General features: G+C 67.7%; 35 protein-coding genes. 31 read left to right on the forward strand and 4 right to left on the reverse strand.

All coding sequences use genetic code 11. From position 1 onward, the window contains the following. Positions 1 to 4 precede the first annotated feature (4 nt). The 27 genes from rplD to rplQ all read left to right on the forward strand — a co-directional run bounded on the left by rplD (position 5) and on the right by rplQ (position 14838). Positions 5 to 655, forward strand: a complete 651-nt coding sequence (gene rplD / locus KNO15_RS20520) for a 50S ribosomal protein L4 (RefSeq protein WP_241705706.1) — start codon at positions 5 to 7, stop codon at positions 653 to 655. Further along, on the forward strand, positions 655 to 954 hold the full coding sequence (rplW, locus tag KNO15_RS20525; RefSeq protein ID WP_208041269.1) for a 50S ribosomal protein L23: 300 nt from the start codon (positions 655 to 657) through the stop codon (positions 952 to 954). Before rplD ends, rplW begins: the two co-directional genes overlap by 1 nt. A 24-nt stretch (positions 955 to 978) precedes the next feature. After that, positions 979 to 1818: a 50S ribosomal protein L2 gene (gene rplB / locus KNO15_RS20530; protein ID WP_055913962.1), complete on the forward strand. Its 840-nt coding sequence runs from the start codon at positions 979 to 981 to the stop codon at positions 1816 to 1818. Positions 1819 to 1830: 12 nt separating this feature from the next. After that, positions 1831 to 2112, forward strand: a complete 282-nt coding sequence (rpsS, locus tag KNO15_RS20535) for a 30S ribosomal protein S19 (RefSeq protein WP_208041270.1) — start codon at positions 1831 to 1833, stop codon at positions 2110 to 2112. 24 nt (positions 2113 to 2136) lie between these two features. Beyond that, positions 2137 to 2529 carry a 50S ribosomal protein L22 gene (gene rplV / locus KNO15_RS20540; protein WP_055913964.1) on the forward strand — a complete coding sequence of 131 codons (393 nt, stop codon included), beginning with the start codon at positions 2137 to 2139 and terminating at the stop codon, positions 2527 to 2529. After that, entirely contained in the window at positions 2529 to 3305 is a 777-nt protein-coding gene (rpsC, locus tag KNO15_RS20545) for a 30S ribosomal protein S3 (RefSeq protein ID WP_241705708.1), read from the forward strand. The genes rplV and rpsC overlap by 1 nt, the downstream gene beginning before the upstream one ends. 2 nt (positions 3306 to 3307) lie before the next feature. After that, positions 3308 to 3727, forward strand: a complete 420-nt coding sequence (gene rplP, locus KNO15_RS20550; RefSeq protein ID WP_055894786.1) for a 50S ribosomal protein L16 — start codon at positions 3308 to 3310, stop codon at positions 3725 to 3727. Next, positions 3727 to 4059 carry a 50S ribosomal protein L29 gene (rpmC, locus tag KNO15_RS23215; RefSeq protein WP_278046607.1) on the forward strand — a complete coding sequence of 111 codons (333 nt, stop codon included), beginning with the start codon at positions 3727 to 3729 and terminating at the stop codon, positions 4057 to 4059. Before rplP ends, rpmC begins: the two co-directional genes overlap by 1 nt. Beyond that, positions 4059 to 4364: a 30S ribosomal protein S17 gene (rpsQ, locus tag KNO15_RS20560; RefSeq protein WP_241705710.1), complete on the forward strand. Its 306-nt coding sequence runs from the start codon at positions 4059 to 4061 to the stop codon at positions 4362 to 4364. Before rpmC ends, rpsQ begins: the two co-directional genes overlap by 1 nt. Continuing rightward, entirely contained in the window at positions 4361 to 4729 is a 369-nt protein-coding gene (gene rplN / locus KNO15_RS20565) for a 50S ribosomal protein L14 (protein WP_021759574.1), read from the forward strand. Before rpsQ ends, rplN begins: the two co-directional genes overlap by 4 nt. 2 nt (positions 4730 to 4731) lie before the next feature. Then, entirely contained in the window at positions 4732 to 5091 is a 360-nt protein-coding gene (gene rplX, locus KNO15_RS20570) for a 50S ribosomal protein L24 (protein WP_241705712.1), read from the forward strand. Then, the gene (gene rplE / locus KNO15_RS20575; RefSeq protein ID WP_208041275.1) at positions 5091 to 5678 is read left to right on the forward strand and encodes a 50S ribosomal protein L5; all 588 of its coding nucleotides are present in this window, start codon (positions 5091 to 5093) and stop codon (positions 5676 to 5678) included. Before rplX ends, rplE begins: the two co-directional genes overlap by 1 nt. 111 nt (positions 5679 to 5789) lie before the next feature. Then, entirely contained in the window at positions 5790 to 6188 is a 399-nt protein-coding gene (rpsH, locus tag KNO15_RS20580; RefSeq protein ID WP_208041276.1) for a 30S ribosomal protein S8, read from the forward strand. 7 nt (positions 6189 to 6195) lie between these two features. Further along, positions 6196 to 6732: a 50S ribosomal protein L6 gene (gene rplF, locus KNO15_RS20585; RefSeq protein WP_241705713.1), complete on the forward strand. Its 537-nt coding sequence runs from the start codon at positions 6196 to 6198 to the stop codon at positions 6730 to 6732. Between the two features lie 2 nt (positions 6733 to 6734). Continuing rightward, complete coding sequence (gene rplR / locus KNO15_RS20590) at positions 6735 to 7106, forward strand: 50S ribosomal protein L18 (RefSeq protein ID WP_208041278.1); 372 nt, start codon at positions 6735 to 6737, stop codon at positions 7104 to 7106. Further along, on the forward strand, positions 7103 to 7822 hold the full coding sequence (gene rpsE, locus KNO15_RS20595) for a 30S ribosomal protein S5 (protein WP_308220464.1): 720 nt from the start codon (positions 7103 to 7105) through the stop codon (positions 7820 to 7822). Before rplR ends, rpsE begins: the two co-directional genes overlap by 4 nt. Further along, positions 7822 to 8007 (forward strand): 50S ribosomal protein L30, encoded by a 186-nt coding sequence (rpmD, locus tag KNO15_RS20600; protein ID WP_055913994.1) that lies wholly within the window; start codon positions 7822 to 7824, stop codon positions 8005 to 8007. The genes rpsE and rpmD overlap by 1 nt, the downstream gene beginning before the upstream one ends. Beyond that, positions 8007 to 8696, forward strand: coding sequence for a 50S ribosomal protein L15 (rplO, locus tag KNO15_RS20605; protein ID WP_241705715.1), 690 nt, complete (start codon positions 8007 to 8009; stop codon positions 8694 to 8696). Before rpmD ends, rplO begins: the two co-directional genes overlap by 1 nt. Positions 8697 to 8774: 78 nt before the next feature. Further along, positions 8775 to 10097, forward strand: a complete 1323-nt coding sequence (gene secY, locus KNO15_RS20610) for a preprotein translocase subunit SecY (RefSeq protein WP_241705717.1) — start codon at positions 8775 to 8777, stop codon at positions 10095 to 10097. Further along, a complete protein-coding gene (locus KNO15_RS20615; RefSeq protein ID WP_241705719.1) occupies positions 10094 to 10702 on the forward strand; it encodes an adenylate kinase in 609 nt (202 codons plus the stop codon). The genes secY and KNO15_RS20615 overlap by 4 nt, the downstream gene beginning before the upstream one ends. A 5-nt stretch (positions 10703 to 10707) precedes the next feature. After that, positions 10708 to 11553: a type I methionyl aminopeptidase gene (map, locus tag KNO15_RS20620; protein ID WP_241705721.1), complete on the forward strand. Its 846-nt coding sequence runs from the start codon at positions 10708 to 10710 to the stop codon at positions 11551 to 11553. A gap of 184 nt (positions 11554 to 11737) precedes the next feature. Next, positions 11738 to 11959, forward strand: a complete 222-nt coding sequence (gene infA / locus KNO15_RS20625; RefSeq protein WP_011186713.1) for a translation initiation factor IF-1 — start codon at positions 11738 to 11740, stop codon at positions 11957 to 11959. A 79-nt stretch (positions 11960 to 12038) separates the two neighbouring features. Next, entirely contained in the window at positions 12039 to 12152 is a 114-nt protein-coding gene (rpmJ, locus tag KNO15_RS20630; protein WP_241705724.1) for a 50S ribosomal protein L36, read from the forward strand. Positions 12153 to 12292: 140 nt separating this feature from the next. Further along, positions 12293 to 12667 carry a 30S ribosomal protein S13 gene (rpsM, locus tag KNO15_RS20635; RefSeq protein WP_179605016.1) on the forward strand — a complete coding sequence of 125 codons (375 nt, stop codon included), beginning with the start codon at positions 12293 to 12295 and terminating at the stop codon, positions 12665 to 12667. A 29-nt stretch (positions 12668 to 12696) separates the two neighbouring features. Continuing rightward, the gene (gene rpsK / locus KNO15_RS20640; protein ID WP_018191944.1) at positions 12697 to 13095 is read left to right on the forward strand and encodes a 30S ribosomal protein S11; all 399 of its coding nucleotides are present in this window, start codon (positions 12697 to 12699) and stop codon (positions 13093 to 13095) included. 119 nt (positions 13096 to 13214) lie between these two features. Further along, positions 13215 to 14210, forward strand: a complete 996-nt coding sequence (locus tag KNO15_RS20645; protein WP_021755754.1) for a DNA-directed RNA polymerase subunit alpha — start codon at positions 13215 to 13217, stop codon at positions 14208 to 14210. A gap of 49 nt (positions 14211 to 14259) precedes the next feature. After that, positions 14260 to 14838: a 50S ribosomal protein L17 gene (gene rplQ / locus KNO15_RS20650; protein WP_241705728.1), complete on the forward strand. Its 579-nt coding sequence runs from the start codon at positions 14260 to 14262 to the stop codon at positions 14836 to 14838. Between the two features lie 79 nt (positions 14839 to 14917). Here the strand turns inward: rplQ and KNO15_RS20655 are convergent, their stop codons facing one another. Next, positions 14918 to 16723 (reverse strand): bifunctional sugar phosphate isomerase/epimerase/4-hydroxyphenylpyruvate dioxygenase family protein, encoded by a 1806-nt coding sequence (locus KNO15_RS20655; RefSeq protein ID WP_241705730.1) that lies wholly within the window; start codon positions 16721 to 16723, stop codon positions 14918 to 14920. Next, entirely contained in the window at positions 16723 to 17619 is an 897-nt protein-coding gene (locus tag KNO15_RS20660) for a shikimate dehydrogenase (RefSeq protein ID WP_241705732.1), read from the reverse strand. Before KNO15_RS20660 ends, KNO15_RS20655 begins: the two co-directional genes overlap by 1 nt. 93 nt (positions 17620 to 17712) lie before the next feature. Here KNO15_RS20660 and KNO15_RS20665 point away from each other — a divergent pair, with 93 nt between their 5' ends. Genes KNO15_RS20665 through truA form a run of 4 tightly spaced genes read left to right on the forward strand, consistent with a single transcriptional unit; the run spans position 17713 to position 21670 of the window. Continuing rightward, complete coding sequence (locus KNO15_RS20665; RefSeq protein ID WP_241705734.1) at positions 17713 to 18354, forward strand: TetR/AcrR family transcriptional regulator; 642 nt, start codon at positions 17713 to 17715, stop codon at positions 18352 to 18354. A gap of 57 nt (positions 18355 to 18411) precedes the next feature. Further along, on the forward strand, positions 18412 to 19731 hold the full coding sequence (locus KNO15_RS20670) for an MFS transporter (protein ID WP_241705736.1): 1320 nt from the start codon (positions 18412 to 18414) through the stop codon (positions 19729 to 19731). 9 nt (positions 19732 to 19740) lie between these two features. Next, the gene (locus KNO15_RS20675) at positions 19741 to 20781 is read left to right on the forward strand and encodes a GNAT family N-acetyltransferase (RefSeq protein ID WP_241705738.1); all 1041 of its coding nucleotides are present in this window, start codon (positions 19741 to 19743) and stop codon (positions 20779 to 20781) included. Between the two features lie 22 nt (positions 20782 to 20803). Further along, the gene (gene truA, locus KNO15_RS20680) at positions 20804 to 21670 is read left to right on the forward strand and encodes a tRNA pseudouridine(38-40) synthase TruA (protein WP_241705741.1); all 867 of its coding nucleotides are present in this window, start codon (positions 20804 to 20806) and stop codon (positions 21668 to 21670) included. Positions 21671 to 21698: 28 nt separating this feature from the next. Here truA and KNO15_RS20685 read toward each other — a convergent pair whose 3' ends face one another. Beyond that, positions 21699 to 22343, reverse strand: a complete 645-nt coding sequence (locus tag KNO15_RS20685; protein ID WP_308220465.1) for a response regulator transcription factor — start codon at positions 22341 to 22343, stop codon at positions 21699 to 21701. Next, positions 22340 to 23521: a sensor histidine kinase gene (locus KNO15_RS20690; protein WP_241705743.1), complete on the reverse strand. Its 1182-nt coding sequence runs from the start codon at positions 23519 to 23521 to the stop codon at positions 22340 to 22342. The genes KNO15_RS20685 and KNO15_RS20690 overlap by 4 nt, the downstream gene beginning before the upstream one ends. Positions 23522 to 23636: the final 115 nt, after the last annotated feature.

Below are 23636 nucleotides of genomic sequence, written 5' to 3' on the forward strand. Positions count from 1 at the left end.
GTAAATGGCTACCTCGATTGACGTCCTCGACTTCAAGGGCAAGAAGGCCGGCTCCGTCGAGCTTCCTGACTCCCTGTTCGACGTTCAGACCAACATCCCGCTGATCCACCAGGTCGTCACCGCCCAGCTCGCCGCCGCGCGCCAGGGCACCCACAAGACGAAGAACCGTGGTGAGGTCTCCGGTGCCGGTCGCAAGCCGTTCAAGCAGAAGGGAACCGGTCGCGCTCGTCAGGGCTCGATCCGCGCCCCTCAGATGACCGGTGGTGGCATCGTCCACGGACCGACTCCGCGCGACTACTCGCAGCGCACCCCCAAGAAGATGATCGCCGCTGCTCTGCTCGGCGCTCTCTCCGACCGCGCCCGCGGCAGCCGCATCCACGCCGTCCAGGCCTTCACGGCTGGCGAGGCCCCCTCGACCAAGGCCGTCGTGGACCTGCTCTCGGGTGTCGCGACCTCCAAGCACGTCCTCGTCGTGCTGGAGCGCGACGACGAGCTGGCCTTCAAGAGCGTCCGCAACCTGCCGACCGTGCACGTCCTGACCTACGACCAGCTGAACGCCTACGACGTCCTGGTGAGCGACGACATCGTCTTCTCGCAGGCCGCTCTGGAGGGCTTCATCGAGTCGAAGACCAAGAAGGAAGAGGTGTCTGCCTGATGGCCGCCGTCAACAAGGACCCGCGCGACATCATCATCGCTCCGGTCGTCTCCGAGAAGAGCTACGGCCTGATCGACGAGGGCAAGTACACCTTCCTCGTCGACACCCGCTCGAACAAGACCGAGATCAAGCTCGCGATCGAGTCGATCTTCAAGGTCGAGGTCGCTTCGGTGAACACCCTGAACCGTCAGGGCAAGACCCGCCGCACCAAGTTCGGCATCGGCAAGCGCAAGGACACCAAGCGTGCCATCGTCACGCTGAAGTCCGGTTCCATCGACATCTTCACGGCCGTCGGCTGAGCGAAGGACTAGAGGAAGACAGACATGGCTATTCGTAACTACAAGCCCACGACCCCCGGTCGTCGCGGCTCCTCGGTCGCCGACTTCGCCGAGATCACCCGTTCGACGCCGGAGAAGTCCCTTCTCCGTCCGCTGTCGAAGACCGGTGGCCGCAACAACCAGGGCCGCATCACGACCCGTCACATCGGTGGTGGCCACAAGCGCCAGTACCGCGTGATCGACTTCCGTCGCAACGACAAGGACGGCGTCAACGCCAAGGTCGCGCACATCGAGTACGACCCCAACCGCACCGCGCGCATCGCGCTGCTCCACTTCGTGGACGGCACCAAGCGCTACATCCTGGCTCCCGCCGGGCTGAAGCAGGGCGACGTGGTCGAGTCGGGCGCCGGCTCGGACATCAAGCCGGGCAACAACCTGCCGCTGCGCAACATCCCGACCGGTACCGTCGTGCACGCCATCGAGCTCAAGCCGGGCGGGGGCGCCAAGCTGGCCCGCTCCGCCGGTGCCTCGGTGCGTCTCGTCGCGAAGGACGGCCCCTACGCCCAGCTGCGCCTCCCCTCGGGCGAGGTCCGCAACGTCGACGCACGCTGCCGCGCGACGATCGGCGAGGTCGGCAACGCCGAGCAGTCGAACATCAACTGGGGCAAGGCCGGCCGCATGCGCTGGAAGGGCGTCCGCCCGACCGTCCGCGGTGTCGCGATGAACCCGATCGACCACCCGCACGGTGGTGGTGAGGGTAAGACCTCCGGTGGTCGCCACCCGGTCAGCCCGTGGGGTCAGAAGGAAGGCCGTACGCGCCACCCCAACAAGGAAAGCGACAAGCTCATCGTCCGCCGCCGTAACGCCGGCAAGAAGCGTAAGTAGGAGTTCGAGAAGATGCCACGCAGTCTCAAGAAGGGCCCCTTCGTCGACGAGCACCTGTTTCGCAAGGTGGTCGCCGCGAACGAGGCCAACAGCAAGAACGTGATCAAGACCTGGTCGCGCCGCTCGATGATCATCCCGGCGATGCTGGGTCACACCATCGCGGTGCACGACGGTCGCAAGCACATCCCGGTGTTCGTCACCGAGACCATGGTCGGTCACAAGCTGGGCGAGTTCGCGCCCACCCGCACCTTCCGTGGTCACGTGAAGGACGACAAGAAGGGTCGCCGCCGCTAACGCGGTGGCGTAAGGAGGAGAGAAATGGTGGAGTCGATCGCACGCGTGCGTCACATCCGCGTCACCCCCATGAAGGCCCGCCGCGTCGTCAACATGATCCGCGGCAAGCAGGCTCAGGAGGCCCTGGCCATCCTGAAGTTCGCCCCGCAGGGTGCGAGCGAGCCGGTCTACAAGCTCGTCGCTTCGGCGATCGCCAATGCGCGCGTCAAGGCCGACCAGAGCAACACCTACCTGGACGAGCAGGACCTGTACGTGAGCCGCGCCTTCGTGGACGAGGGCACGACCCTCAAGCGGTTCCAGCCGCGTGCGCAGGGCCGCGCCTTCCGCATCAACAAGCGCACCAGCCACATCACGATCGTCCTCGCGACGCCGGATGAGGTTCAGGACGCCACGGCCACGAAGAAGGCGAGCAACTAATGGGTCAGAAAGTCAACCCGTACGGCTTCCGTCTGGGAATCACGACCGACCACGTGTCGCGCTGGTTCTCCGACAGCACGAAGAAGGGTCAGCGTTACAGCGACTACCTCGCTGAGGACGTCAAGATCCGCACCCTGCTGAAGACGTCGCTCGACCGCGCGGGCGTGTCCCGCATCGAGATCGAGCGCACCCGCGACCGCGTCCGCGTCGACATCCACACGGCCCGCCCGGGCATCGTGATCGGTCGTCGCGGCGCCGAGGCCGAGCGCATCCGCGCCGACCTCGAGAAGCTCTCGGGCAAGCAGATCCAGCTGAACATCCTCGAGGTCAAGAACCCCGAGGCCGACGCCCAGCTCGTCGCCCAGGGCATCGCCGAGCAGCTCGCCGCACGTGTGGCCTTCCGCCGCGCGATGCGCAAGGGCCTGCAGGGCGCTCAGCGCGCCGGCGCCAAGGGTGTCCGCATCCAGGTGTCCGGCCGCCTCGGCGGCGCCGAGATGAGCCGCTCGGAGTTCTACCGCGAGGGTCGTGTGCCGCTGCACACGCTCCGCGCCAACATCGACTACGGCTTCTACGAGGCCAAGACCACCTTCGGTCGCATCGGTGTCAAGGTGTGGATCTACAAGGGCGACATCACGAACAAGGAGCTTGCTCGCGAGCAGGCCAACCAGAAGCCGTCGCGCGAGCGCAACGACCGTGACCGTCCGCGTCGCGGCGGTGGCCGGGGCAACGCCCCCGCTGCCGAGGCCGCGCCGGCCGCAGCAGGAGTTGAGGCATAACCATGTTGATCCCACGCAGAGTCAAGCACCGCAAGCAGCACCACCCCGGCCGTAGCGGCCAGGCGACCGGTGGCACGAAGGTCTCCTTCGGCGAGTTCGGCATCCAGGCCCTGACCCCCGCTTACGTGACCAACCGTCAGATCGAGTCCGCTCGTATCGCCATGACGCGTCACATCAAGCGCGGCGGCAAGGTGTGGATCAACATCTACCCGGACCGTCCGCTCACGAAGAAGCCGGCCGAGACCCGAATGGGTTCCGGTAAGGGTTCTCCCGAGTGGTGGGTCGCGAACGTCAAGCCGGGTCGGGTCCTCTTCGAGGTCTCCGGCGTCTCCGAGGAACTCGCTCGTGAGGCCATGACCCGTGCAATCCACAAGCTGCCCCTCAAGGCACGCATCATCAAGCGCGAGGAGGGCGACGCGTAATGGCGATCGGCACCAAGGAGCTCGCTCCCAGCGAGCTCGACACCTTTGAAGACGAGCGTCTGATCGACGAGCTGAAGAAGGCCAAGGAAGAGCTGTTCAACCTGCGCTTCCAGTCGGCCACCGGTCAGCTCGAGAGCCACGGCCGCCTGCGTGCGGTCAAGCGCGACATCGCTCGTATCTACACCGTGATCCGCGAGCGCGAGCTCGGGATCCGGGCCACTCCGGCTCCGGCCGAGGTGGCGCCCGCCAAGGCGGAGAAGAAGAGCAAGGCGAAGAAGGAGGCCCCCGAGGCCGCCGAGGTCGCCGAGACCGAGACTGAGGAGGCCAAGTAATGGCTGAGACCACCAAGGCTGCGGCCGCGGAGTCGGCGGCCGACGAGGCCCTCGTCCGTGGCTACCGCAAGGCCCGTCGCGGGTACGTCGTCAGCGACAAGATGGACAAGACCATCGTCGTCGAGGTCGAGGACCGCGTGAAGCACCCCCTGTACGGCAAGGTCCTCCGCCGCACCTCCAAGGTGAAGGCGCACGACGAGAACAACACCGCCGGCATCGGCGACCTCGTTCTCATCAACGAGACCCGTCCGCTGAGCGCCTCCAAGCGGTGGCGCCTGGTTGAGATTCTGGAGAAGGCCAAGTGATTCAGCAGGAATCCCGACTCAAGGTCGCCGACAACACCGGCGCCAAGGAGCTTCTCACCATCCGCGTCCTCGGCGGCTCCAGCCGTCGCTACGCCGGCCTGGGTGACGTCATCGTCGCCACGGTCAAGGATGCGATCCCCGGCGGCAACGTCAAGAAGGGCGATGTCGTCAAGGCGGTCGTCGTGCGCGTGCGGAAGAACACCCGCCGCCCGGACGGCTCCTACATCAAGTTCGACGAGAACGCCGCCGTGATCCTGAAGAACGACGGTGACCCCCGCGGTACCCGTATCTTCGGGCCGGTCGGCCGTGAGCTTCGCGACAAGAAGTTCATGAAGATCATCTCGCTGGCCCCGGAGGTGCTGTAACCATGGCGAACATCAAGAAGGGCGACCTGGTCCAGGTCATCTCGGGCCGTTCGCAGGCCCGCGGTGGCGACCGTGGCAAGCAGGGTCGCGTCATCGAGGTCCTCGTGGAGAAGAACCGCGTGATCGTCGAGGGCGTCAACTTCGTGACCAAGCACGTGCGCGTCGGTCAGACGCAGCGTGGCACGAAGACGGGCGGCATCGAGACTCACGAGGCGTCGATCCACGTTTCCAACGTGGCGCTCGTCGACCCCGAGACCAAGAAGCCGACCCGCGTCGGTTTCCGCAACGAGACCGTTACGAAGGACGGCGTCACCAAGACGGTCCGCGTTCGTTACGCCAAGAAGTCTGGTAAGGACCTGTAATGACGGACACTGCAACGAGTGCTGGCAAAATCCAGCCTCGCCTGAAGCAGAAGTACAAGACCGAGATCGCCGCGAACCTGTCCAAGGACTTCGGCTTCACGAACGTGCACCAGGTGCCCGGCCTCGTGAAGATCGTCGTCAACATGGGTGTGGGCGAGGCGGCTCGTGACGGCAAGGTGATCGACGGGGCCATCAACGACCTCACCCTGATCACCGGCCAGAAGCCTCAGGTCACCAAGGCCCGCAAGTCCATCGCGCAGTTCAAGCTGCGCGAGGGCCAGCCGATCGGCGCGCACGTCACGCTGCGCGGCGACCGGATGTGGGAGTTCCTCGACCGTCTGCTCTCGCTCGCGCTGCCCCGTATCCGGGACTTCCGCGGCCTGAGCGACCGCCAGTTCGACGGCAACGGCAACTACACGTTCGGTCTCACGGAGCAGTCGATGTTCCACGAGATCAACCAGGACCGGATCGACCGCGTCCGCGGTATGGACATCACGGTCGTGACCACCGCCAAGAACGACGACGAGGGCCGCGCGCTGCTCAAGCAGCTCGGCTTCCCGTTCCGTTCGAACGAGACAAGCAACTGAACCTAGTAGCCTTGTCTACTTGTGGGCCGGCCACCCGGCCGGCCCACTTCCACCACAGGTCGTCAGTCGTGTAACGGCTGAACGAAACCTGGTGAACAAAGGAAAACCGCAATGACGATGACAGATCCGGTCGCAGACATGCTGACCAGACTGCGCAACGCGAACTCGGCACACCACGACACCGTGTCGATGCCGCACTCCAAGCTCAAGGCACACATCGCCGAGATCCTCACCTCCGAGGGCTACATCTCCGGCTGGGAGGTCTCCGACGCCCGTGTCGGCCAGACCCTGACGCTCAACCTCAAGTTCGGTCCGAACCGTGAGCGCTCCATCGCCGGCATCAAGCGCGTCTCCAAGCCCGGCCTCCGCGTCTACGCGAAGTCGACGGAGATCCCCAAGGTCCTCGGCGGCCTCGGTGTCGCCATCCTGTCCACCTCCTCGGGGCTCCTCACGGACCGCCAGGCTGAGAAGAAGGGCGTGGGTGGGGAAGTCCTCGCCTACGTGTGGTGACCCTGCCATGTCGCGTATTGGAAGACTGCCCATCGACATCCCCGCTGGGGTCGATGTGAAGATCGACGGCCAGACCGTCACTGTCAAGGGCCCGAAGGGCGAGCTGTCGCTCGTCGTCGCGAGCCCGATCGAGGCGAAGCTGGAGGAGGGCCAGGTCCTGGTCACCCGTCCGGACGACGAGCGCGCATCGCGTTCGCTCCACGGCCTCACCCGCACGCTCATCAACAACAACATCATCGGCGTCACCCAGGGCTACTCCAAGGGCCTGGAGATCGTCGGCACCGGTTACCGTGTGGCGCAGAAGGGTGCGGGCGTCGAGTTCGCGCTCGGTTTCTCCCACCCGGTCAACGTGGAGCCGCCGGCCGGCATCACCTTCACGGTCGAGGGCAACAACAAGCTCACCGTGAGCGGGATCGACAAGCAGGCCGTGGGCGAGGTCGCCGCGAACATCCGCAAGATCCGCAAGCCCGAGCCGTACAAGGGCAAGGGCGTGCGGTACGCCGGCGAGGTCGTTCGTCGCAAGGCCGGAAAGGCTGGTAAGTAATCATGGCTCTGGGTACCAGAGGAAAGAGCAAGGCGGCCGCTCGCGACCGTCGTCACACCCGTCTTCGCAAGAAGATCGAGGGCACCGCGCTTCGTCCGCGCCTGGTCGTCACCCGCTCGGCCCGTCACGTCTTCGTGCAGGTCGTCGACGACGCCAAGGGCCACACCGTGGCCTCCGCGTCGACCATGGAGGCCGACCTCCGCAGCTTCGACGGCGACAAGACCGCCAAGGCCCGCAAGGTCGGTGAGCTGGTCGCCGAGCGTGCGAAGAGCGCCGGCGTCGAGGCCGTGGTCTTCGACCGTGGCGGCAGCAAGTACGCCGGTCGCGTTGCGGCCGTCGCCGAAGGCGCTCGTGAAGGTGGGCTGAACCTGTGAGCGACGAGAACAACAAGGAGCAGACCGTGGCCGCTGAGGTAACGGAGACCGCGCAGCCGGTCGAGACCGCTGCGTCGACCGACAACAACCGTGAGCGCGAGCCGCGCCGCGGTGGCCGGGAGCGCAACCCCAACCGCGATCGCGGCAGCCGTGACGCCGACAAGAGCCAGTTCCTGGAGCGCGTCGTCACCATCAACCGCGTCTCCAAGGTCGTCAAGGGTGGTCGTCGCTTCAGCTTCACCGCTCTCGTGGTCGTCGGCGACGGCAACGGCCTGGTGGGCGTCGGCTACGGCAAGGCCCGCGAGGTGCCGCTGGCGATCTCGAAGGGCGTCGAGGAGGCGAAGAAGAACTTCTTCCGCGTCCCGCGCGTCGGCAACACCATCCCGCACCCGGTGCAGGGTGAGGCCGCCGCCGGCGTCGTCCTCCTGCGTCCGGCCGCCGCCGGTACCGGTGTCATCGCCGGTGGTCCGGTGCGCGCCGTGCTCGAGTGCGCCGGTATCCACGACGTCCTGAGCAAGTCGCTCGGTTCGTCCAACACGATCAACATCGTGCACGCGACCGTCGAGGCGCTGAAGCAGCTCGAGGAGCCCCGTGCCGTCGCAGCTCGCCGCGGACTCGACTACGACCAGGTCGCGCCTGCGCGCCTGCTGCGTGCCGAGGCCGAGGCGGCCGAGGCCGCTGCTGCCGCCAAGAAGGCAGAGAAGGTAGGTGCCTGATGGCCGCGCGCCTGAAGATCACGCAGATCAAGTCGAAAGTGAGCGAGAAGCAGTACCAGCGCGACACGCTGCGCAGTCTGGGACTGAAGCGAATCGGTGACGTCGTCGTCCGCGACGACAACTCGCAGAACCGCGGGTACGTCAAGACCGTCGCTCACCTGGTGAAGGTTGAGGAGATCGACTAATGCCCACCGAAACTGAAAACACGGCGGACAAGCAGAACACTGAGGCGCCCGCCGAGAAGCCGGCCGCCGCGAAGAAGCCCGCCACCAAGGCTGCCGCCAAGCCGGCCGCCGAGAAGGCGGAGAAGGCTCCGGCCGCGAAGAAGGCTCCGGCGAAGGCCGCTGCCGACAAGGCTGCAGCCTCCACGAAGGACGAGACGGTCGCCGCCCCGGCGAAGAAGTCCTCGGCCAAGAAGGACGTCGCGGAGCCCCGCGAGCAGGTCCTGAAGGTGCACCACCTCCGTCCCGCCGCGGGCGCCAAGAAGGACAAGACCCGCGTCGGACGCGGTGAGGGTTCCAAGGGCAAGACCGCGGGCCGTGGCACGAAGGGCACCAAGGCCCGCTACCAGGTCCGCCCGGGCTTCCAGGGTGGCCAGCTGCCGTTCCACATGCGGTCCCCGAAGCTGCGCGGGTTCAAGAACCCGTTCCGCGTCGAGTACCAGGTGGTCAACCTCGAGAAGCTGGCCGAGCTGTACCCGGCCGGTGGCGATGTCACCATCGCCGACCTCGTCGCCAAGGGCGCCGTTCGCAAGAACGAGAAGGTCAAGGTTCTCGGTAACGGCGACATTGCGGTTAAGCTGAACGTTGCGGTCGACAAGGTCTCCGGCTCTGCCGAGCAGAAGATCGTCGCCGCTGGTGGCTCCGTCAAGTAGCCGCCCGTAAAGCAGCGCAGTCGGGTGGCCGGGCAACCGGTCACCCGACTGACTCTTACAGGAAAGCAGGACGCACTTTTGTTTAGCGCCGTCGCGCGGATCTTCCGCACCCCGGACCTCCGCCGGAAGATCTTCTTCACGCTGGGGATCATCGCCCTGTTCCGGCTGGGCTCCTTCATCCCCGCGCCGTTCGTCGACTTCGGCAACGTGCAGACCTGTCTCAACGCCAACCAGGACACGTCCGGCCTCTACTCGCTGGTCAACCTGTTCTCGGGCGGCGCACTCCTCAAGCTCTCGATCTTCGCGCTCGGCATCATGCCGTACATCACCGCGTCGATCATCGTGCAGCTTCTCCGTGTGGTCATCCCGCGCTTCGAGACCCTCTACAAGGAGGGCCAGGCCGGCCAGGCGAAGCTCACGCAGTACACGCGCTATCTCACGATCGCGCTGGGCGTCCTCCAGTCGACGACCCTCATCACCGTCGCCCGCTCCGGCGCCCTCTTCGGCACCACGGCCGTCTCCCAGTGCACGCAGCTGATCACGGACGACTCCTGGTACGCCATCATGCTCATGGTCATCACGATGACCGCCGGCACCGGCCTCATCATGTGGATGGGCGAGCTCGTCACCGAGCGCGGCATCGGCAACGGCATGTCCCTCCTGATCTTCACGTCGATCGCCGCGCAGTTCCCGAGCTCGCTCTGGGCCATCGGCCAGTCGCAGAGCATCGAGATCATGCTGATCGTGATCGCGATCGGATTGCTGATCGTCGCGGCCGTCGTCTTCGTCGAGCAGTCGCAACGCCGCATCCCGGTGCAGTACGCCAAACGCATGGTCGGTCGCCGCACGTACGGCGGCAACAACACGTACATCCCGATCAAGGTGAACATGGCGGGTGTCGTGCCGGTCATCTTCGCGTCGTCGCTGCTGTACCTGCCGGCCCTGATCGCCCAGTTCAACCAGCCCGCGGCGGGCAAGGCCCCCGCGCCCTGGGTGACCTGGATCACGAACTACCTGACCAAGGGCGACCACCCGCTGTACATGCTCCTGTACTTCCTGCTGATCGTGGGCTTCACGTACTTCTACGTCGCCATCACGTTCAACCCGGAGGAGGTCGCGGACAACATGAAGAAGTACGGCGGCTTCATCCCCGGCATCCGCGCCGGTCGCCCGACCGCGGAGTACCTCGACTACGTCCTGACCCGCGTGACCCTGCCCGGCTCGATCTACCTCGGTATCATCGCGCTGATCCCCTTGGTCGCCTTCGCGTTGCTCGGCGCGAGTCAGAACTTCATGTTCGGCGGCACGTCCATCCTCATCATCGTCGGTGTCGGACTCGAGACGGTCAAGCAGATCGACTCGCAGCTCCAGCAGCGGCACTACGAAGGGCTTCTGCGTTGACCCGTATGTTGATCGTCGGACCTCCCGGAGCGGGCAAGGGCACTCAGGCCTCGCGCATCACCACCGCGTACGGGATCCCCGACATCTCCACGGGCGACATCTTCCGGGCGAACATCAAGAACGAGACCCCGCTGGGCAAAGAGGTCAAGGCGATCGTCGACGCAGGCGATTACGTGCCGGACAGCCTCACCAACGCACTGGTCACCGACCGGCTGGCCGAGGATGACGCCGCGGGTGGTTTCCTGCTCGACGGCTACCCGCGCACGCTCGACCAGGTCACGTACCTCGACGAGCTGCTCGCGTCGAAGGGCCAGGAGCTCGCCGCGGTGATCCAGCTGGTCGCCGACCAGGACGAGATCGTGGCCCGCCTGACCAAGCGCGCTCAGGAGCAGGGCCGTGCCGACGACTCCGAGGAGGCGATCCGTCACCGCCAGGAGGTGTACGTGCGCGAGACGTCGCCGCTCATCGACGTGTACCGCGAGCGCGGCCTGCTCGTCGAGGTCGACGGTCTCGGCGGCGTGGACGACGTCGCGGCGCGCATCCGCACGGCTCTCGCCGAGCGCGGCATCCACCCGCTGGCCGGGGCCGACGAGCCTGTCGCCTGACGACGGTGGCTTTCAAGCGGACGATCTACAAGACGCCCGCCCAGCTGCGCCAGATGGTCGCGCCGGGGCGGGCGACCGCGGCGTCGCTGGATGCCGTGGCGGAGGCCGTCGCCGTCGGTATGTCGACTCTGCAGCTCGATGAGATCGCGGAGGCGGCGATCGAGCGCGCCGGCGGCCGCTCGAACTTCAAGCTCGAGGCGGGCTATCACCACACGATCTGCGCGTCCGTGAACGACGAGGTCGTCCACGGCATCCCGGGATCCCGCATCCTGCTGCCCGGCGACATCGTGTCGATCGACAGCGGAGCCATCGTCACCGGTGCAGACGGCGCCGGCTGGAACGGCGACGCGGCCCGCACGTTCGTGCTGCCGGACCCGGCGCACCCGGAGCGGGTGGCGGAGCGGCAGAAGCTCTCCGAGGTGACGGAGCAGTCGCTGTGGCACGGCATCGCGCGGCTTGCCAGCGCACGTCACCTCAACGAGGTCGGCGAGGCGATCGAGGACCACATCCTCTCGCAGGGCGACTATGACATCCTGACCGACTACATCGGCCACGGCATCGGCCGGCGGATGCACGAGGAGCCGCCGGTCTTCAACTACCGTGTTCGATCGAAGGGTCCGGAGGTCCGTCCCGGGCTGGTGGTCGCGATCGAACCGATGGTGGTGCTGGGCGACCAGGACACCTACGTGAAGGACGACGGTTGGACGGTCGCGACGGAGGACGGGTCGGCAGCGGCGCACTGGGAGCACAGCGTCGCCGTGCACGCTGACGGCATCTGGGTGCTGACCGCGGTCGACGGCGGTGCGGCCGGGCTGGCGCCGTTCGGGATCACACCGGCGCCGATCGCGTGACCGCCCACCGAGACGTCCTCGGGCTCTGTTCGCTCACAGCGGGCGCAGATGATAACCCAGAATTGGCGAAATGCGCCGGCATCCCATAAGATTGATCCTTGGTGTCTTAGGCGTGCTTGCTGCATGCCTTTCGCCGGTGTAAACGCACGACCAGCAAACCACAACGACTAGCGACAGTGAGGCTATGGCCAAAAAAGACGGTGTCATCGAGATCGAAGGATCTGTGATCGAGGCGCTCCCCAACGCGATGTTCCGCGTCGAGCTCACCAACGGTCACAAGGTTCTTGCCCATATCTCCGGCAAGATGCGCCAGCACTACATCCGCATCCTCCCTGAGGACCGCGTGATCGTGGAGCTGAGCCCCTACGATCTGACCCGCGGCCGGATCGTCTACCGCTACAAGTAACGGGTTGCTGTAAGTAACGGCCACGCCACCGGGTAGCCCCTGGCGAGGTACGAGGACAGCGAACAAAGGTAACAACACAATGAAGGTCAACCCCTCCGTCAAGAAGATCTGCGACAAGTGCAAGGTCATCCGTCGCAACGGCCTGGTCATGGTCATCTGCGAGAACCCGCGCCACAAGCAGCGCCAGGGCTGATCGCAGCGCACGACTCAACTCAATAAAGAAGCGATCCCAGAACCCGCGTCCATCCAGGATGGACGCGGGGGACACCCTCGGAGGAGGCCGGGGCACCGGGACCGCTGAAGACCTCCACTCATCACAGGAGAAGCCACACCATGGCACGTCTAGCAGGCGTCGACATCCCGCGCGAGAAGCGCGTGGAGGTCGCACTCACCTACATCTACGGCGTCGGGCGCACTCGTGCGCTCCAGACCCTTCGCGAGACCGGGATCTCCGGCGACATCCGCGTCAAGGACCTGACCGACGACCAGCTCGTCGCACTTCGCGACTTCATCGAAGGCAACTTCAAGGTCGAGGGTGACCTCCGCCGCGAGGTCGCCGCCGACATCCGCCGCAAGGTCGAGATCGGTAGCTACGAGGGCATCCGCCACCGCAAGGGCCTCCCGGTCCGCGGCCAGCGAACCAAGACGAATGCGCGCACCCGCAAGGGCCCGAAGCGCACCGTCGCCGGTAAGAAGAAGGCTCGCTAGGCCGACACCAGGACTGAAGGAGAAACAAAATGGCAGCACCCAAGTCGGCCGCTCGCAAGCCGCGCAAGAAGGAAAAGAAGAACATCGCTGTGGGCCAGGCCCACATCAAGAGCACCTTCAACAACACCATCGTCTCGATCACCGACACCACTGGTGCGGTCATCTCGTGGGCGTCCTCCGGTGGAGTTGGCTTCAAGGGCTCGCGCAAGTCCACCCCGTTCGCCGCTCAGCTGGCCGCCGAGTCGGCCGCCCGCCAGGCGCAGGAGCACGGGATGAAGAAGGTCGACGTGTTCGTCAAGGGCCCGGGTTCGGGCCGCGAGACCGCGATCCGCTCGCTGCAGGCCGCAGGCCTCGAGGTGGGCTCGATCAACGACGTCACCCCGCAGGCGCACAACGGTTGCCGCCCGCCGAAGCGTCGCCGCGTCTAGTTCTCTTCCACGTCCGCCCAGGCGGCGGTCCTCACCGGGCCGCCGCCTGACGGCGTGACGAACCCCACCTCACTCACGCGAGTGTCATATAGCGGACACTCAGCCGAAAGGAATCAACAGTGCTCATTGCACAGCGTCCTACGCTCACCGAAGAGAACATCTCCGAGTTCCGTTCGCGGTTCGTCATCGAGCCGCTCGAGCCGGGCTTCGGCTACACCCTCGGAAACTCGCTGCGCCGCACCCTGCTCTCGTCCATCCCGGGCGCGGCCGTCACCAGCATCCGCATCGACGGTGTGCTGCACGAGTTCAGCACGGTTCCCGGTGTCAAGGAGGATGTCACCGAGATCATCCTGAACATCAAGGGCCTGGTCGTCTCGAGCGAGCACGACGAGCCGATCACCGCCTACCTGCGCAAGACGGGTGCCGGCCAGGTCACCGCCGCCGACATCTCGGCTCCGGCGGGTGTGGAGATCCACAACCCCGAGCTCGTCATCGCCACCCTCAACGACAAGGCGAAGTTCGAGGTCGAGCTGACCATCGAGCGTGGCCGCGGCTACGTGTCGGCCCAGCAGAACCGCAACGAGTACAGCGAGGCGGGCCAGATCCCGATCGACTCGATCTACTCCCCGGTCCTCAAGGTCACCTACCGCGTCGAGGCCACCCGTGCCGGTGAGCGCACGGACTTCGACCGCCTCGTGGTCGACGTCGAGACCAAGCCGGCGATCAGCCCGCGCGACGCGATCGCGTCGGCCGGCCGCACCCTGGTCGAGCTGTTCGGTCTCGCCCGCGAGCTCAACAGCGCGGCCGAGGGCATCGAGATCGGCCCCGCGCCGGTCGACCAGGTGCTCAGCTCCGAGCTGTCGATGCCGATCGAGGACCTCGACCTGTCGGTGCGCTCGTACAACTGCCTCAAGCGTGAGGGCATCAACACGGTCAGCGAGCTGGTCTCGCTGTCCGAGACGCAGCTCATGAACATCCGCAACTTCGGTCAGAAGTCGGTGGATGAGGTCAAGGACAAGCTGACCGAGATGGGTCTGTCGCTCAAGGACTCGGTCCCCGGGTTCGACGGTGCCCACTTCTACAGCGGGTACGAAGAAGACGAGTCCACCATCTGAGGCCGCGTCAGCGAAGCCTTCGACTTTTCACTACTGGAGATAACCGATCATGCCTAAGCCCACGAAGGGCCCCCGCCTCGGAGGCGGTCCCGCGCACGAGCGTCTGATGCTCGCCAATCTGGCCGCCGCGCTGTTCACGCACAAGAGCATCAAGACGACCGAGACCAAGGCCAAGCGTCTGCGTCCCTACGCCGAGCGTCTGATCACGTTCGCGAAGCGTGGCGACCTGCACGCCCGCCGCCGCGTGCTCGCCGTCATCGGCGACAAGACCGTCGTGCACGAGCTCTTCACCGAGATCGCGCCGCTGGTCGCCGAGCGTGAGGGCGGCTACACCCGCATCACGAAGCTCGGCTTCCGCAAGGGCGACAACGCGCCGATGGCGCAGATCGAGCTCGTGCTCGAGCCCGTCGCCCCGAAGGCCAAGCCGGCCAAGAAGGCGGAGGCCCCGAAGGCCGCTCCCGTCGAGGAGCCGGTCGTCGAGGAGGAGGCCGCCGCTGAGGAGGCCGCGACCGAGGACGCCGCCACCGAGGAGACCACCGCTGCCGAGGCAGAGGTCGTCGAGGAGGCCACCGGCGACGCCGAGGCCGCCGGCGAGACCACGGCCGAGGACGAGGCGGAGAAGGCCTGAGCCTTCCGCTACTCGCTGCATCGTCAGACGCCCCGCATTCACTCGGATGCGGGGCGTCTTGCCGTTCGGGCCACTCAACTCAAGCGGCGGCGTGTTGTGCCGTCAGCCGCACCGGGGTGTTGGCGGCGCCGAAGCCGTCGTATCCGTCGCGGCGCTCCACGAGCTCGAAGAACACCGTGCCGACGGTCTCGGTGTAGCAGTGCAGGTACTCGCCCGCCTCGTCTCGGTCGTACAGCAGTCCCGCGGACCGCAGCCGCACCAGCTCCTCGTCAGGGAGGTCGAGTCGGGCGGCGAGGTCATCGTAGTAGTTCTCCGAGACGGGAACGGTGCGCAGCCCTCGTGCGCGTGCTCGCGTCAGGAGCGAGGGCAGGTCGACGCACGCGATGGCGACGTGTTGCGCGTGACGTCGGGCAGCCGGACGCTGTTCGGACAACGGAGGCACGACGTTCAATGCCAGGCGTACACCACCGGCGCGTGAGCGCAGCACCTGGCTGCGCACCAGTCCGGTCGGGCCGGCCAGCTCGGCCGCCGATTCACGGGTGAGCCCGAGCGCTGTGCTGTAGAAGAGTACGGCCTCCTCGATGTCGGCGACAGGCTCGGTGAGGTTGATGTGGTCGATTCCGAGGATCCCGGGATCGGGCGCGCCTCGGCCTCCCGTGAACTCCTCCGGCCAACGGATGCCGCTGTCTGGACCGCTGAGGAGGATCTCGGTCCCGTCGGGCGAGAGGATCGCGGGGAGGTCGGCCTCCCCGCTGAGCACGCGTCGGTGTGCGCGCCGTGCTCCGAGCCGCTCGGCGCGCGAGGCCGCGCCGTGCGGTTCTGCGTAGCGGAGCCCGAAGCCGGCGATGCGCGGTTCTGCGATGGAGACGTTGTGCTCGTTGAGCACGAGACGTGCCTCGCCGGCTGCATAGAGCCAGGCCGACTTCGACACGTGCCGACCGCGGGGAGCGAAGCCGATCCGTTCGAGAAGGGCGGCGACCTCGTCGGTGTCCGGGGCTTTGAGTTCGACCTGGTCGAGCTCGAGCGGTTCGGAGGAGGAGTCGGAGTGGCGATCGGAGTCGGAGGCGAGCCGGCCGACGTCGAGGGCGTCCTGGAGCACCGTCAGCGAACGCGCGGCATGCAACGCGGTTCGCGCCGGATCGGTCTGACGGAAGACATCGTTGAAGACCTCGAGCGAGAGCGGTCCGGCGTAACCGGCGCGAAGCGCGTGTGCAACGAACGCGGGCAGGTCGAAACCTCCCTCGCCGGGGAACAACCGGTGATGGCGGCTCCAGGAGAGCACGTCCATCGACAGGATCGGCGCATCGGCGAGTTGGACGAAGAAGATCTTGTCGCCCGGGATGCGCTCGATCGCCGCGGGGTCGTGGCCGAGCGAGAGGATGTGGAAGCTGTCCAGGCAGACGCCGAGCGCGGGGTGGTCCGCGCGCTCGACGATGCTCCAGGCGCGACGGTAGTCGTCGATGTACCGTCCCCATGCCAGCGCTTCGAACGCGATCCGCTTTCCGTGGGCGTCTGCGCGCTCGGCCAGACGCGCGAGCTGGTCCGCCGAGACGTCGTCGTCGTCGATCGTTGCCGTCGCGACGTTGCTGCACACCAGCATCGTGTCGACGCCGAGTCGGTCCATGAGCTGGAACTTGGCCTCGGCGCGCTGAAGCACCCGTGCGAATTCGTGTTCGACGACTCCCTCGGCATCGCGGAAGGGCTGATAGAGAGCGATCCCGAGTCCGAGACGCTCACAGAGCGCCCGGATCTCCTCTGGCGACTGCGGCGCCGCGATCAGGTCGGGCTCGAAGATCTCCACATCGTCGAACCCGGCGTCGGTGATCGCGTGCAGCTTGTCAACGAGAGTGCCGGAGAGGCAGACGGTCGCGATCGACGTGCGCATCAGCGGCCCTCCTCGACCATCTCGAAGAAGTGATCGCGCATCCGTTCGCGGTCGGGTTCGACGCCGGTGATGAGCTGGAAGGCGTCCGCGGCCTGGCCGACAGCCATGCCGCCGCCGTCGAGCGTGCGGCAGCCGGTCGCGCGCGCCGCGCGGACGAGCTCGGTGCCGATCGGCCGGTAGACGATGTCGGCCACCCACACCTCCGGTCGCAGCAGCGTCGGCTCCAACGGGATGCCGGGATGTGTGTGCATCCCGACGAAGCTCGCGTTCACGAGCCCCGTGACGGTGCGCTCCCGATCCTTCAGCCGCGCAGCGAGGGCATCGGAGGAAGCGCCGGCGACCGCGGCCTCCGGGAACCGAGCAGCGAGAGAGTCCGCGAGCGCTCCTGCGCGCTCCTCATCGAGGTCGGCGACCGTCAGCCGCGAGGCCCCGGCCTCCAACAGCGCGCACGTCACCGCGGCGCCGGCACCGCCCGCCCCGATGACGACGACGTCGTCGAGGCCGGCGCCCGGCAGCCCATCGCGCAGTGCGGAGGCGAAGCCGGTGACGTCGGTGTTGTGACCGATGCGTCGTCCGTCCGCGAAGAGGACCGTGTTCACGGAGCCGATGGCCGCAGCGGACGGCGACACCTCGTCGAGGTGGGAGAGGACCAGCTGCTTGCACGGGTGCGTGATGTTGAGCGCGCTGAACCCCAGGTCGACCGCTGCGCCGAGCAGACGGCCGATCGTGGTGTCGAGGTCGGCCGCCGGCCGGCCGAGCGCGAGCAGATCGAGCGGGCGGTAGAGGTACCGCAGGCCGTTCCGGTCCGCCTCCCGCTCGTGCAGAGGAGGGGTGAGCGAAGGGCGGACACCCTCGCCCACCAGACCGACCAGGTACGACTCTCCGACCACGCTCATGCGTCCTCCTCGACCACCGTCCGCCGGCGCGGCTTGACAAGAGCCGGCGGGTTTCTTAACGTACCAGATAGTTCATTAACGCGAGGAGGCGGTATGCCGCTACGGGATCACGAACGGATCCGCGACGCCGAGCGCACGCGGGCCGAGATCCTCTCCGTGGCGACGCAGGAGTTCGCCGACCGCGGCTACTCCGGTGCGCGGGTCGACGAGATCGCCCGCCGGATGAGCACCACCAAGCGGATGATCTACTACTACTTCGGCGGTAAGGAGCAGCTCTACGTGAGTGTGCTCGAGGCCGCTTACGCCGAGATGCGGGGCTACGAGCAAGAGCTCGATGTGTCGGACCTCGAGCCGGTGGCGGCCATCAGAGCCATCGCCGAGCGCACGTACGACCATCACACGAGCAGGCAAGACTTCGTGCGTCTCGTCGCCATCGAGAACATCCATCGCGCCGCCTTCCTCCGCGAGGTCGGCGAGCCGGAGAGTCTCGCGCTCCCGGCGCTGGAACTGATCGACGAGGTGCTGCGACGCGGCAGAGCCGCCGGCGACTTCCGCGATGACATCGATGCGACCGATGTCCACATGGCGATCAGCTCGTTCTGCGTCTTCCCGGTGGCCAACCGCCACACGTTCGGATACCTCTTCGGCCGCGATCTGCTGAACCAGTCGCGCGCCGGTCACTACCGGCGGATGCTCGGCGACATGATCGTCGCGCTCCTCACCCGGGAACAGTGATCCGCGCCCGGCCTGCCGGGACGGATCGAAGCTACACGAAAGAAACGAGAGTCGACGATGACCGCCCTCGCCCCTGCCTCCGCGCGCACCCGCACACCGGTCCGCGCAGCCTTCGCCGGATTCCTCGGCTCAGCCGTGGAGTACTACGACTTCTTCATCTTCGGATCGGCGGCCGCGCTGATCTTCCCGCACGTGTTCTTTCCCGACGCCGATACCACTGCGCGCGTGATGTCGTTTGCGACCTTCGGCTTCGCGTACGTCGCCCGGCCCATCGGCGCGGTGATCCTCGGCCACTTCGGCGACAGGGTCGGCCGGAGGAAGGTCCTGGTCTTCACCCTCGCGCTGATGGGCTTCTCCACGTTCGTGATCGGCTGCCTTCCGACCTACGAGGCGATCGGGTGGCTGGCACCGATCCTGCTGGTGTTCTGCCGTCTGCTGCAGGGCCTGTCCGCAGCGGGCGAGCAGGCGGGTGCGAGCTCGATGACGCTCGAGCATGCTCCCGACCGGCGGCGCGCCTTCTTCACATCGTGGACGCTGACGGGCACGCAGGGCGGCCAGGTGCTCGCCGCCATCGCGTTCATCCCCGTGATGGCGCTGCCGGACGACCTGCTGTACTCCGTCGGCTGGCGCATCCCGTTCTGGCTCTCGGCCGTGGTCGTCGTCGTCGCGTTCGTCGTGCGCCGCTCCTTGCCCGAGTCGCCGGAGTTCGTCAGCGCCGCCGAGGGCGGTGAGATCGAGAAGCTCCCGCTCATCGGCCTCCTGCGCTCCCACTGGCGCGACGTGCTGCGCGTGGTGGTGCTCGCGATGATCGCCGCGGTCTCGACGGTGTTCGGCAATCTGGCGATCGCGTACGGCACTGACGCGGGGCTGAGCGCCACCGTGACGCTCTGGCTCGTGGTCGTCGCGAACATCGTGGCGCTCGGCACACAGCCGCTGTTCGGGATGCTGGCCGACCGGATCGGACGCAAGCCGGTGTTCATCTACGGCGCGCTGTCGAGCGCTGCGCTCATGCCGTTCTACCTGAGGTCGATGTCGGGATCCGAAGCCTGGGTCACCTTCCTCCTCGCCGTCGCGGTCTTCTCGTGCGGGTACGCCGCGGCGAATGCCGTGTGGCCGTCGTTCTACAACGAGATGTTCCCGCGCGAGGTGCGCTTCTCCGGCGTCGCGATCGGCACGCAGCTCGGCTTCCTCATGGCGGGCTTCGCTCCGAGCATCGTCACCGCGATGGGCGGCACCGGTCAGGACGGCTGGATCGTCATCTCGGTCTTCACCGCGGTGATCGCGGTGGTCGTCACGCTCGCGGCGCTGACCGCGCGCGAGACCGCACGGACGCCGACGACGGAGCTGGGGAAGCGGGACGCCGCACGGCGCCGCTAGGCTGACGGGATGCCGGGGCCAGAATCCATCGAGTCGACCCGTCCACCGCTGAGCGAGCGCGTGGTGGCGCCGCCGACCTATCGGCCGCAGCATCCCTTCGTCGCGGAGTGGCGGCCGATCACGACGGACGACGTCGACACGGTTCTCGCCGTGCTGCGCGCGAGCGACGCCGTCGACCACCCCAACTACCTCACCACGCGGGAGGAGGTGGAGGACGAGCTCGGGTTCAGCTTCCTCGATCTCGAGCGCGACACCCTGCTCGCCATCGGGCACGACGGCGCCGCGCTGGCGGTCGGCTCGATCCTGGAGCCGCCGCGGCAGATCACCCTGGTGCGCGAGTTCCTGAACGGGACGGTCCATCCCGATCACCGCGGTCGGGGCATCGGCCGTGAACTGGTCGCCTGGCAGCGGGCGCGCGGGGAGCAGAAGCTCGCCGCCGTGGACAAGCGGCTGCCCGGCTGGCTGGTCGGCTACGCGGACCGGCGCGCTCCCGACCGCGAGCGGCTGCTGACGGCGGCCGGCTTCGAGGCGGTGCGCTGGTTCCACACGATGGAGCGCGACCTCGGGCAGCCGATCCCCGAGGTCGTCCCGACGGAGACGGTGAGGATCGTCCCGTATGCACCCGAGCTGGCGGACGCCGTGCACGCGGCACGGGACGAGGCCTTCCTCGACCACTGGGGCAGCCAGCCGTTGAGCGACGAGCAGTGGGCCACGCTCATCGGCGGCACCTTCGCGCCCGAGGTGTCGTTCGTCGCTCTCGCGGGTGAGGAGGTCGCCGGCGTCGTGCTCAGCGACGTCAACGAGGACGACTGGGTCGCGCAGGGCTTCTCCGGCCCGTACATCTCGACCGTCGCGGTCACCCGCGCACACCGGGGCCGACGCATCGCCCCCGCCCTGCTCGGCGCCGTGTTGAGCGAGAGCGCACGGCGCGGCTGGCAGAAGGCGGTGCTCGACGTCGACGCGGACAATCCGACCGGTGCGCTCGGCCTCTACACGGGCATGGGGTTCGTGTCGACGTTCTCGGAGACCGGGCTGGTGCGGGCGTACTGACACCCTTCCCTAGAATCGAGGGATGACCGACGAGGCGACGCGATTCCGGCTCGACATCGCCTACCAGGGCACCGATTTCAACGGCTGGGGGCGGCAGCCCGCCCTCCGCACGGTGCAGGGCGAGCTGGAAGCGGCACTGGCGACGATCTTCCGCCGCGCGGGGGAGCCTCCCCAGCTGACCGTCGCGGGGCGGACGGACGCCGGCGTCCACGCGCGCGGTCAGGTGGCGCACGTCGACCTCTCGGCGGAGCAGACGGCCGTGCTGCGCAAGCCGCACGGCAAACGTCCGCCGTTGGAGCCGCAGGACGCCCTCGCACGGCGGCTCAACGGCGTCCTCGGCCCGGTGTCCGATGTCGTCGTGCTGCGGGCCGGTGCAGCGCCGACCGGGTTCGATGCCCGGTTCTCCGCCGTGTGGCGCCGCTACGAGTACCGCGTGGCCGACCGCGCCTCGCTGCGCGACCCGCTGCAGCGGCACCGCACGGCGTGGGTCTCGGCCGACCTGGACGCGCACGCTATGGATGTCGGGGCGCACGGACTACTCGGCCTCCACGACTTCGCCAGCTACTGCAAGGCCCGGGAGGGTGCCACGACGATCCGCACCCTTCTCGACTTCACCTGGCGGCGCGACGACGACGGCGTGCTGATCGGAGAGGTGGTGGCCGACGCGTTCTGCCACAGCATGGTGCGCGCGCTCGTCGGGGCGTGCGTCGAAGTCGGGGAGGGGTCGCTGACCCCGGGCGATCTGGTGGAGCTGCGCGATGCGCGCGAGCGGACCAGCGCCTTCAAGGTGATGCCGGCCCGCGGGCTGACGCTGATGGAGGTCGGCTACCCGGGCGACGCCGAGCTCGCGCTGCGAGCGGAGCAGACCCGCGGGCTCCGGACGCTCTGAGGCCGCTGCGCGCCGAGACGCGACCGCGTCAGCGCACCAGACCGTTCTCGTGCGCGAACCCGACGAGCTGGACGCGGGAGGTGAGCCCCAGCTTCTGCAGGATGCTGCGCATGTGGCTCTTCACCGTCGCCTCCGAGATGAAGGCCGCCTGACCGGCCTCGGCGTTGCTGAGCCCGCGCGCCGCCAGCAGGAAGACCTCCTTCTCGCGGGCGGAGAGCGCCGCGATCGCCTCCGTCCGTGCGGGGCTCATCCCGTCGCGCAGCAGCGCTGCGGTGTCCTTCGGCGCGACCACGGCGTGGCCGGCGTGCACGGTGCGGATGGCGGCGAGGACGAACTCGGGCGTCGTGTCCTTCATGATGTAACCGTCTGCGCCCGCGCGCAGGGCCGCGGCGACGGCGTGATCGCGCTCGAACGTGGTGAGGACGACGATCTTCGGACCTCCGGCCGGCAGCTCGGAGCGGATGCGCTTGGTCGCGGCGATGCCGTCGAGGCGGGGCATCCGCACGTCCATGAGCATCACGTCCGGCGCCGCGTCGCGAGCGAGCTCGAGGCCGGCGATGCCGTCCGCCGCGGACCCGGCGAACTCCAGGTCCGGCTGAGACTCGATCAGCATCGCCATCCCCGAGCAGAACAGCGGCTGATCGTCGACGACGGCGACGCGGATCGCGCTCACGCGGGCACCCCCGATGGTATGTAACCGGTCACGCGGTATCCGCCGGGAACGTCGTCCTCGCCGGCCTCGAGCCAGCCACCGGCCAGCCTGGCGCGCTCGCGCATGCCGTGCAGGCCTCGTCCCCCGGGCGGCGCGGCGACCTCGGCCCGACCGGTGGAGGAGATGCCGAGCGTCAGTCCCGGCCCGCGGGCGTCGAGCACGACCCGGGCCGCCGCGCCCCTTCCGCCGTGCTTCAGTGCGTTCGTGAGGCCCTCCTGCACGATGCGATACGCGGCCAGCTCCTGCGCCGGAGTGAGGGCGTCGACGTCGCCGAACCGTTCCAGCTCGACGGCGAGCCCCGCGTCGCGGAGGCGCTGTACGAGTTCGTCCAGATCGGCGAGAGCCGGCGTGGAGTGGCCCTGCGGGTCGGACACGAGCGTCTCGATGAGCACTCTGACTTCGGTGAGCGAGGTCCGCGCGGTCTCGGCGATGGTGGCGAGCGACGCCGGCACTGCGTCTGGGCGCTCGTCGGCCAGGAAACGAGCGCCGTCGGCCTGCGCGAGGATGACGGAGAGCGAGTGCGCCATGATGTCGTGCACGTCTTGGGCGATGCGCTCGCGCTCCTCCGTCACCGTCGCGTCCACCTCCGCGCGCTCGAGTTCAGCCGTCGTGCGCGCCAGGGCCAGGCGATCCCGACCGGCACGGAGGCGCAGCCCGATGTAGGTGCCGGTGAGCCACAGGAACGCGCCGACGAACGGCAGCGCGATGAACAGTGTCGTACGGACCGCGGGCTCACCTCGGTCGGCCCCGTAGAGGTAGCAGAGCAGCCCGGCGATCGAGAGGCCGACGCCCACCGCGAACGCGAGCGCGACCACCGACCAGCGGCCCCGCACCGTCGCCGAGACGACGGCCACCACGATTCCGAATCCGATGTAGATCGACGGGTCGGGGCCGCTCGGAAAGACGAGCTGGAGGAGCAGGGCCGCAGTGGCGGCCGACATCGCGACGACCGGCTGGAGCCTCGACACGCCGATCGCTACGGTGATCAGCACCAGGAAGGCCCAGAACGGCAGCGACGCGCGCAGCATGCCCGCAATGATCGGGTAATGGCCGGCCTCCCCGAGCGCCCACAGGATGAAGTACGCGATCGCCACGACGGGTTCCGCCAGCCAACGACCGCGGTGCACGAGCTCTCTCATGCAGCTCACGCTAGGGCGAACGCGCGCAGTGGAGGGTCAGGCGGACCCCGAATTCAGCCCCAGGGCGGAGGCGGACCCACCATCGGGCTGCCCGGTTTGACCGTTTCCGGGCGTG

Origin of the sequence: Leifsonia shinshuensis (assembly GCF_022606355.1) — a bacterium.
Classification (GTDB): Bacteria; Actinomycetota; Actinomycetes; order Actinomycetales; family Microbacteriaceae; genus Leifsonia; species Leifsonia shinshuensis_B.

Bases quoted from the DNA above. Each gene is read 5' to 3' on its own strand.
- rplD (WP_241705706.1), top strand. From the start codon at position 5: ATGGCTACCTCGATTGACGTCCTCGACTTCAAGGGCAAGAAGGCCGGC.
- rplW (WP_208041269.1), top strand. From the start codon at position 655: ATGGCCGCCGTCAACAAGGACCCGCGCGACATCATCATCGCTCCGGTC.
- rplB (WP_055913962.1), top strand. From the start codon at position 979: ATGGCTATTCGTAACTACAAGCCCACGACCCCCGGTCGTCGCGGCTCC.
- rpsS (WP_208041270.1), top strand. From the start codon at position 1,831: ATGCCACGCAGTCTCAAGAAGGGCCCCTTCGTCGACGAGCACCTGTTT.
- rplV (WP_055913964.1), top strand. From the start codon at position 2,137: ATGGTGGAGTCGATCGCACGCGTGCGTCACATCCGCGTCACCCCCATG.
- rpsC (WP_241705708.1), top strand. From the start codon at position 2,529: ATGGGTCAGAAAGTCAACCCGTACGGCTTCCGTCTGGGAATCACGACC.
- rplP (WP_055894786.1), top strand. From the start codon at position 3,308: ATGTTGATCCCACGCAGAGTCAAGCACCGCAAGCAGCACCACCCCGGC.
- rpmC (WP_278046607.1), top strand. From the start codon at position 3,727: ATGGCGATCGGCACCAAGGAGCTCGCTCCCAGCGAGCTCGACACCTTT.
- rpsQ (WP_241705710.1), top strand. From the start codon at position 4,059: ATGGCTGAGACCACCAAGGCTGCGGCCGCGGAGTCGGCGGCCGACGAG.
- rplX (WP_241705712.1), top strand. From the start codon at position 4,732: ATGGCGAACATCAAGAAGGGCGACCTGGTCCAGGTCATCTCGGGCCGT.
- rplE (WP_208041275.1), top strand. From the start codon at position 5,091: ATGACGGACACTGCAACGAGTGCTGGCAAAATCCAGCCTCGCCTGAAG.
- rpsH (WP_208041276.1), top strand. From the start codon at position 5,790: ATGACGATGACAGATCCGGTCGCAGACATGCTGACCAGACTGCGCAAC.
- rplF (WP_241705713.1), top strand. From the start codon at position 6,196: ATGTCGCGTATTGGAAGACTGCCCATCGACATCCCCGCTGGGGTCGAT.
- rplR (WP_208041278.1), top strand. From the start codon at position 6,735: ATGGCTCTGGGTACCAGAGGAAAGAGCAAGGCGGCCGCTCGCGACCGT.
- rpmD (WP_055913994.1), top strand. From the start codon at position 7,822: ATGGCCGCGCGCCTGAAGATCACGCAGATCAAGTCGAAAGTGAGCGAG.
- rplO (WP_241705715.1), top strand. From the start codon at position 8,007: ATGCCCACCGAAACTGAAAACACGGCGGACAAGCAGAACACTGAGGCG.
- infA (WP_011186713.1), top strand. From the start codon at position 11,738: ATGGCCAAAAAAGACGGTGTCATCGAGATCGAAGGATCTGTGATCGAG.
- rpmJ (WP_241705724.1), top strand. From the start codon at position 12,039: ATGAAGGTCAACCCCTCCGTCAAGAAGATCTGCGACAAGTGCAAGGTC.
- rpsM (WP_179605016.1), top strand. From the start codon at position 12,293: ATGGCACGTCTAGCAGGCGTCGACATCCCGCGCGAGAAGCGCGTGGAG.
- rpsK (WP_018191944.1), top strand. From the start codon at position 12,697: ATGGCAGCACCCAAGTCGGCCGCTCGCAAGCCGCGCAAGAAGGAAAAG.
- rplQ (WP_241705728.1), top strand. From the start codon at position 14,260: ATGCCTAAGCCCACGAAGGGCCCCCGCCTCGGAGGCGGTCCCGCGCAC.
- KNO15_RS20655 (WP_241705730.1), bottom strand. From the start codon at position 16,723: ATGCGCACGTCGATCGCGACCGTCTGCCTCTCCGGCACTCTCGTTGAC.
- KNO15_RS20660 (WP_241705732.1), bottom strand. From the start codon at position 17,619: ATGAGCGTGGTCGGAGAGTCGTACCTGGTCGGTCTGGTGGGCGAGGGT.
- KNO15_RS20665 (WP_241705734.1), top strand. From the start codon at position 17,713: ATGCCGCTACGGGATCACGAACGGATCCGCGACGCCGAGCGCACGCGG.
- KNO15_RS20670 (WP_241705736.1), top strand. From the start codon at position 18,412: ATGACCGCCCTCGCCCCTGCCTCCGCGCGCACCCGCACACCGGTCCGC.
- KNO15_RS20675 (WP_241705738.1), top strand. From the start codon at position 19,741: ATGCCGGGGCCAGAATCCATCGAGTCGACCCGTCCACCGCTGAGCGAG.
- truA (WP_241705741.1), top strand. From the start codon at position 20,804: ATGACCGACGAGGCGACGCGATTCCGGCTCGACATCGCCTACCAGGGC.
- KNO15_RS20690 (WP_241705743.1), bottom strand. From the start codon at position 23,521: ATGAGAGAGCTCGTGCACCGCGGTCGTTGGCTGGCGGAACCCGTCGTG.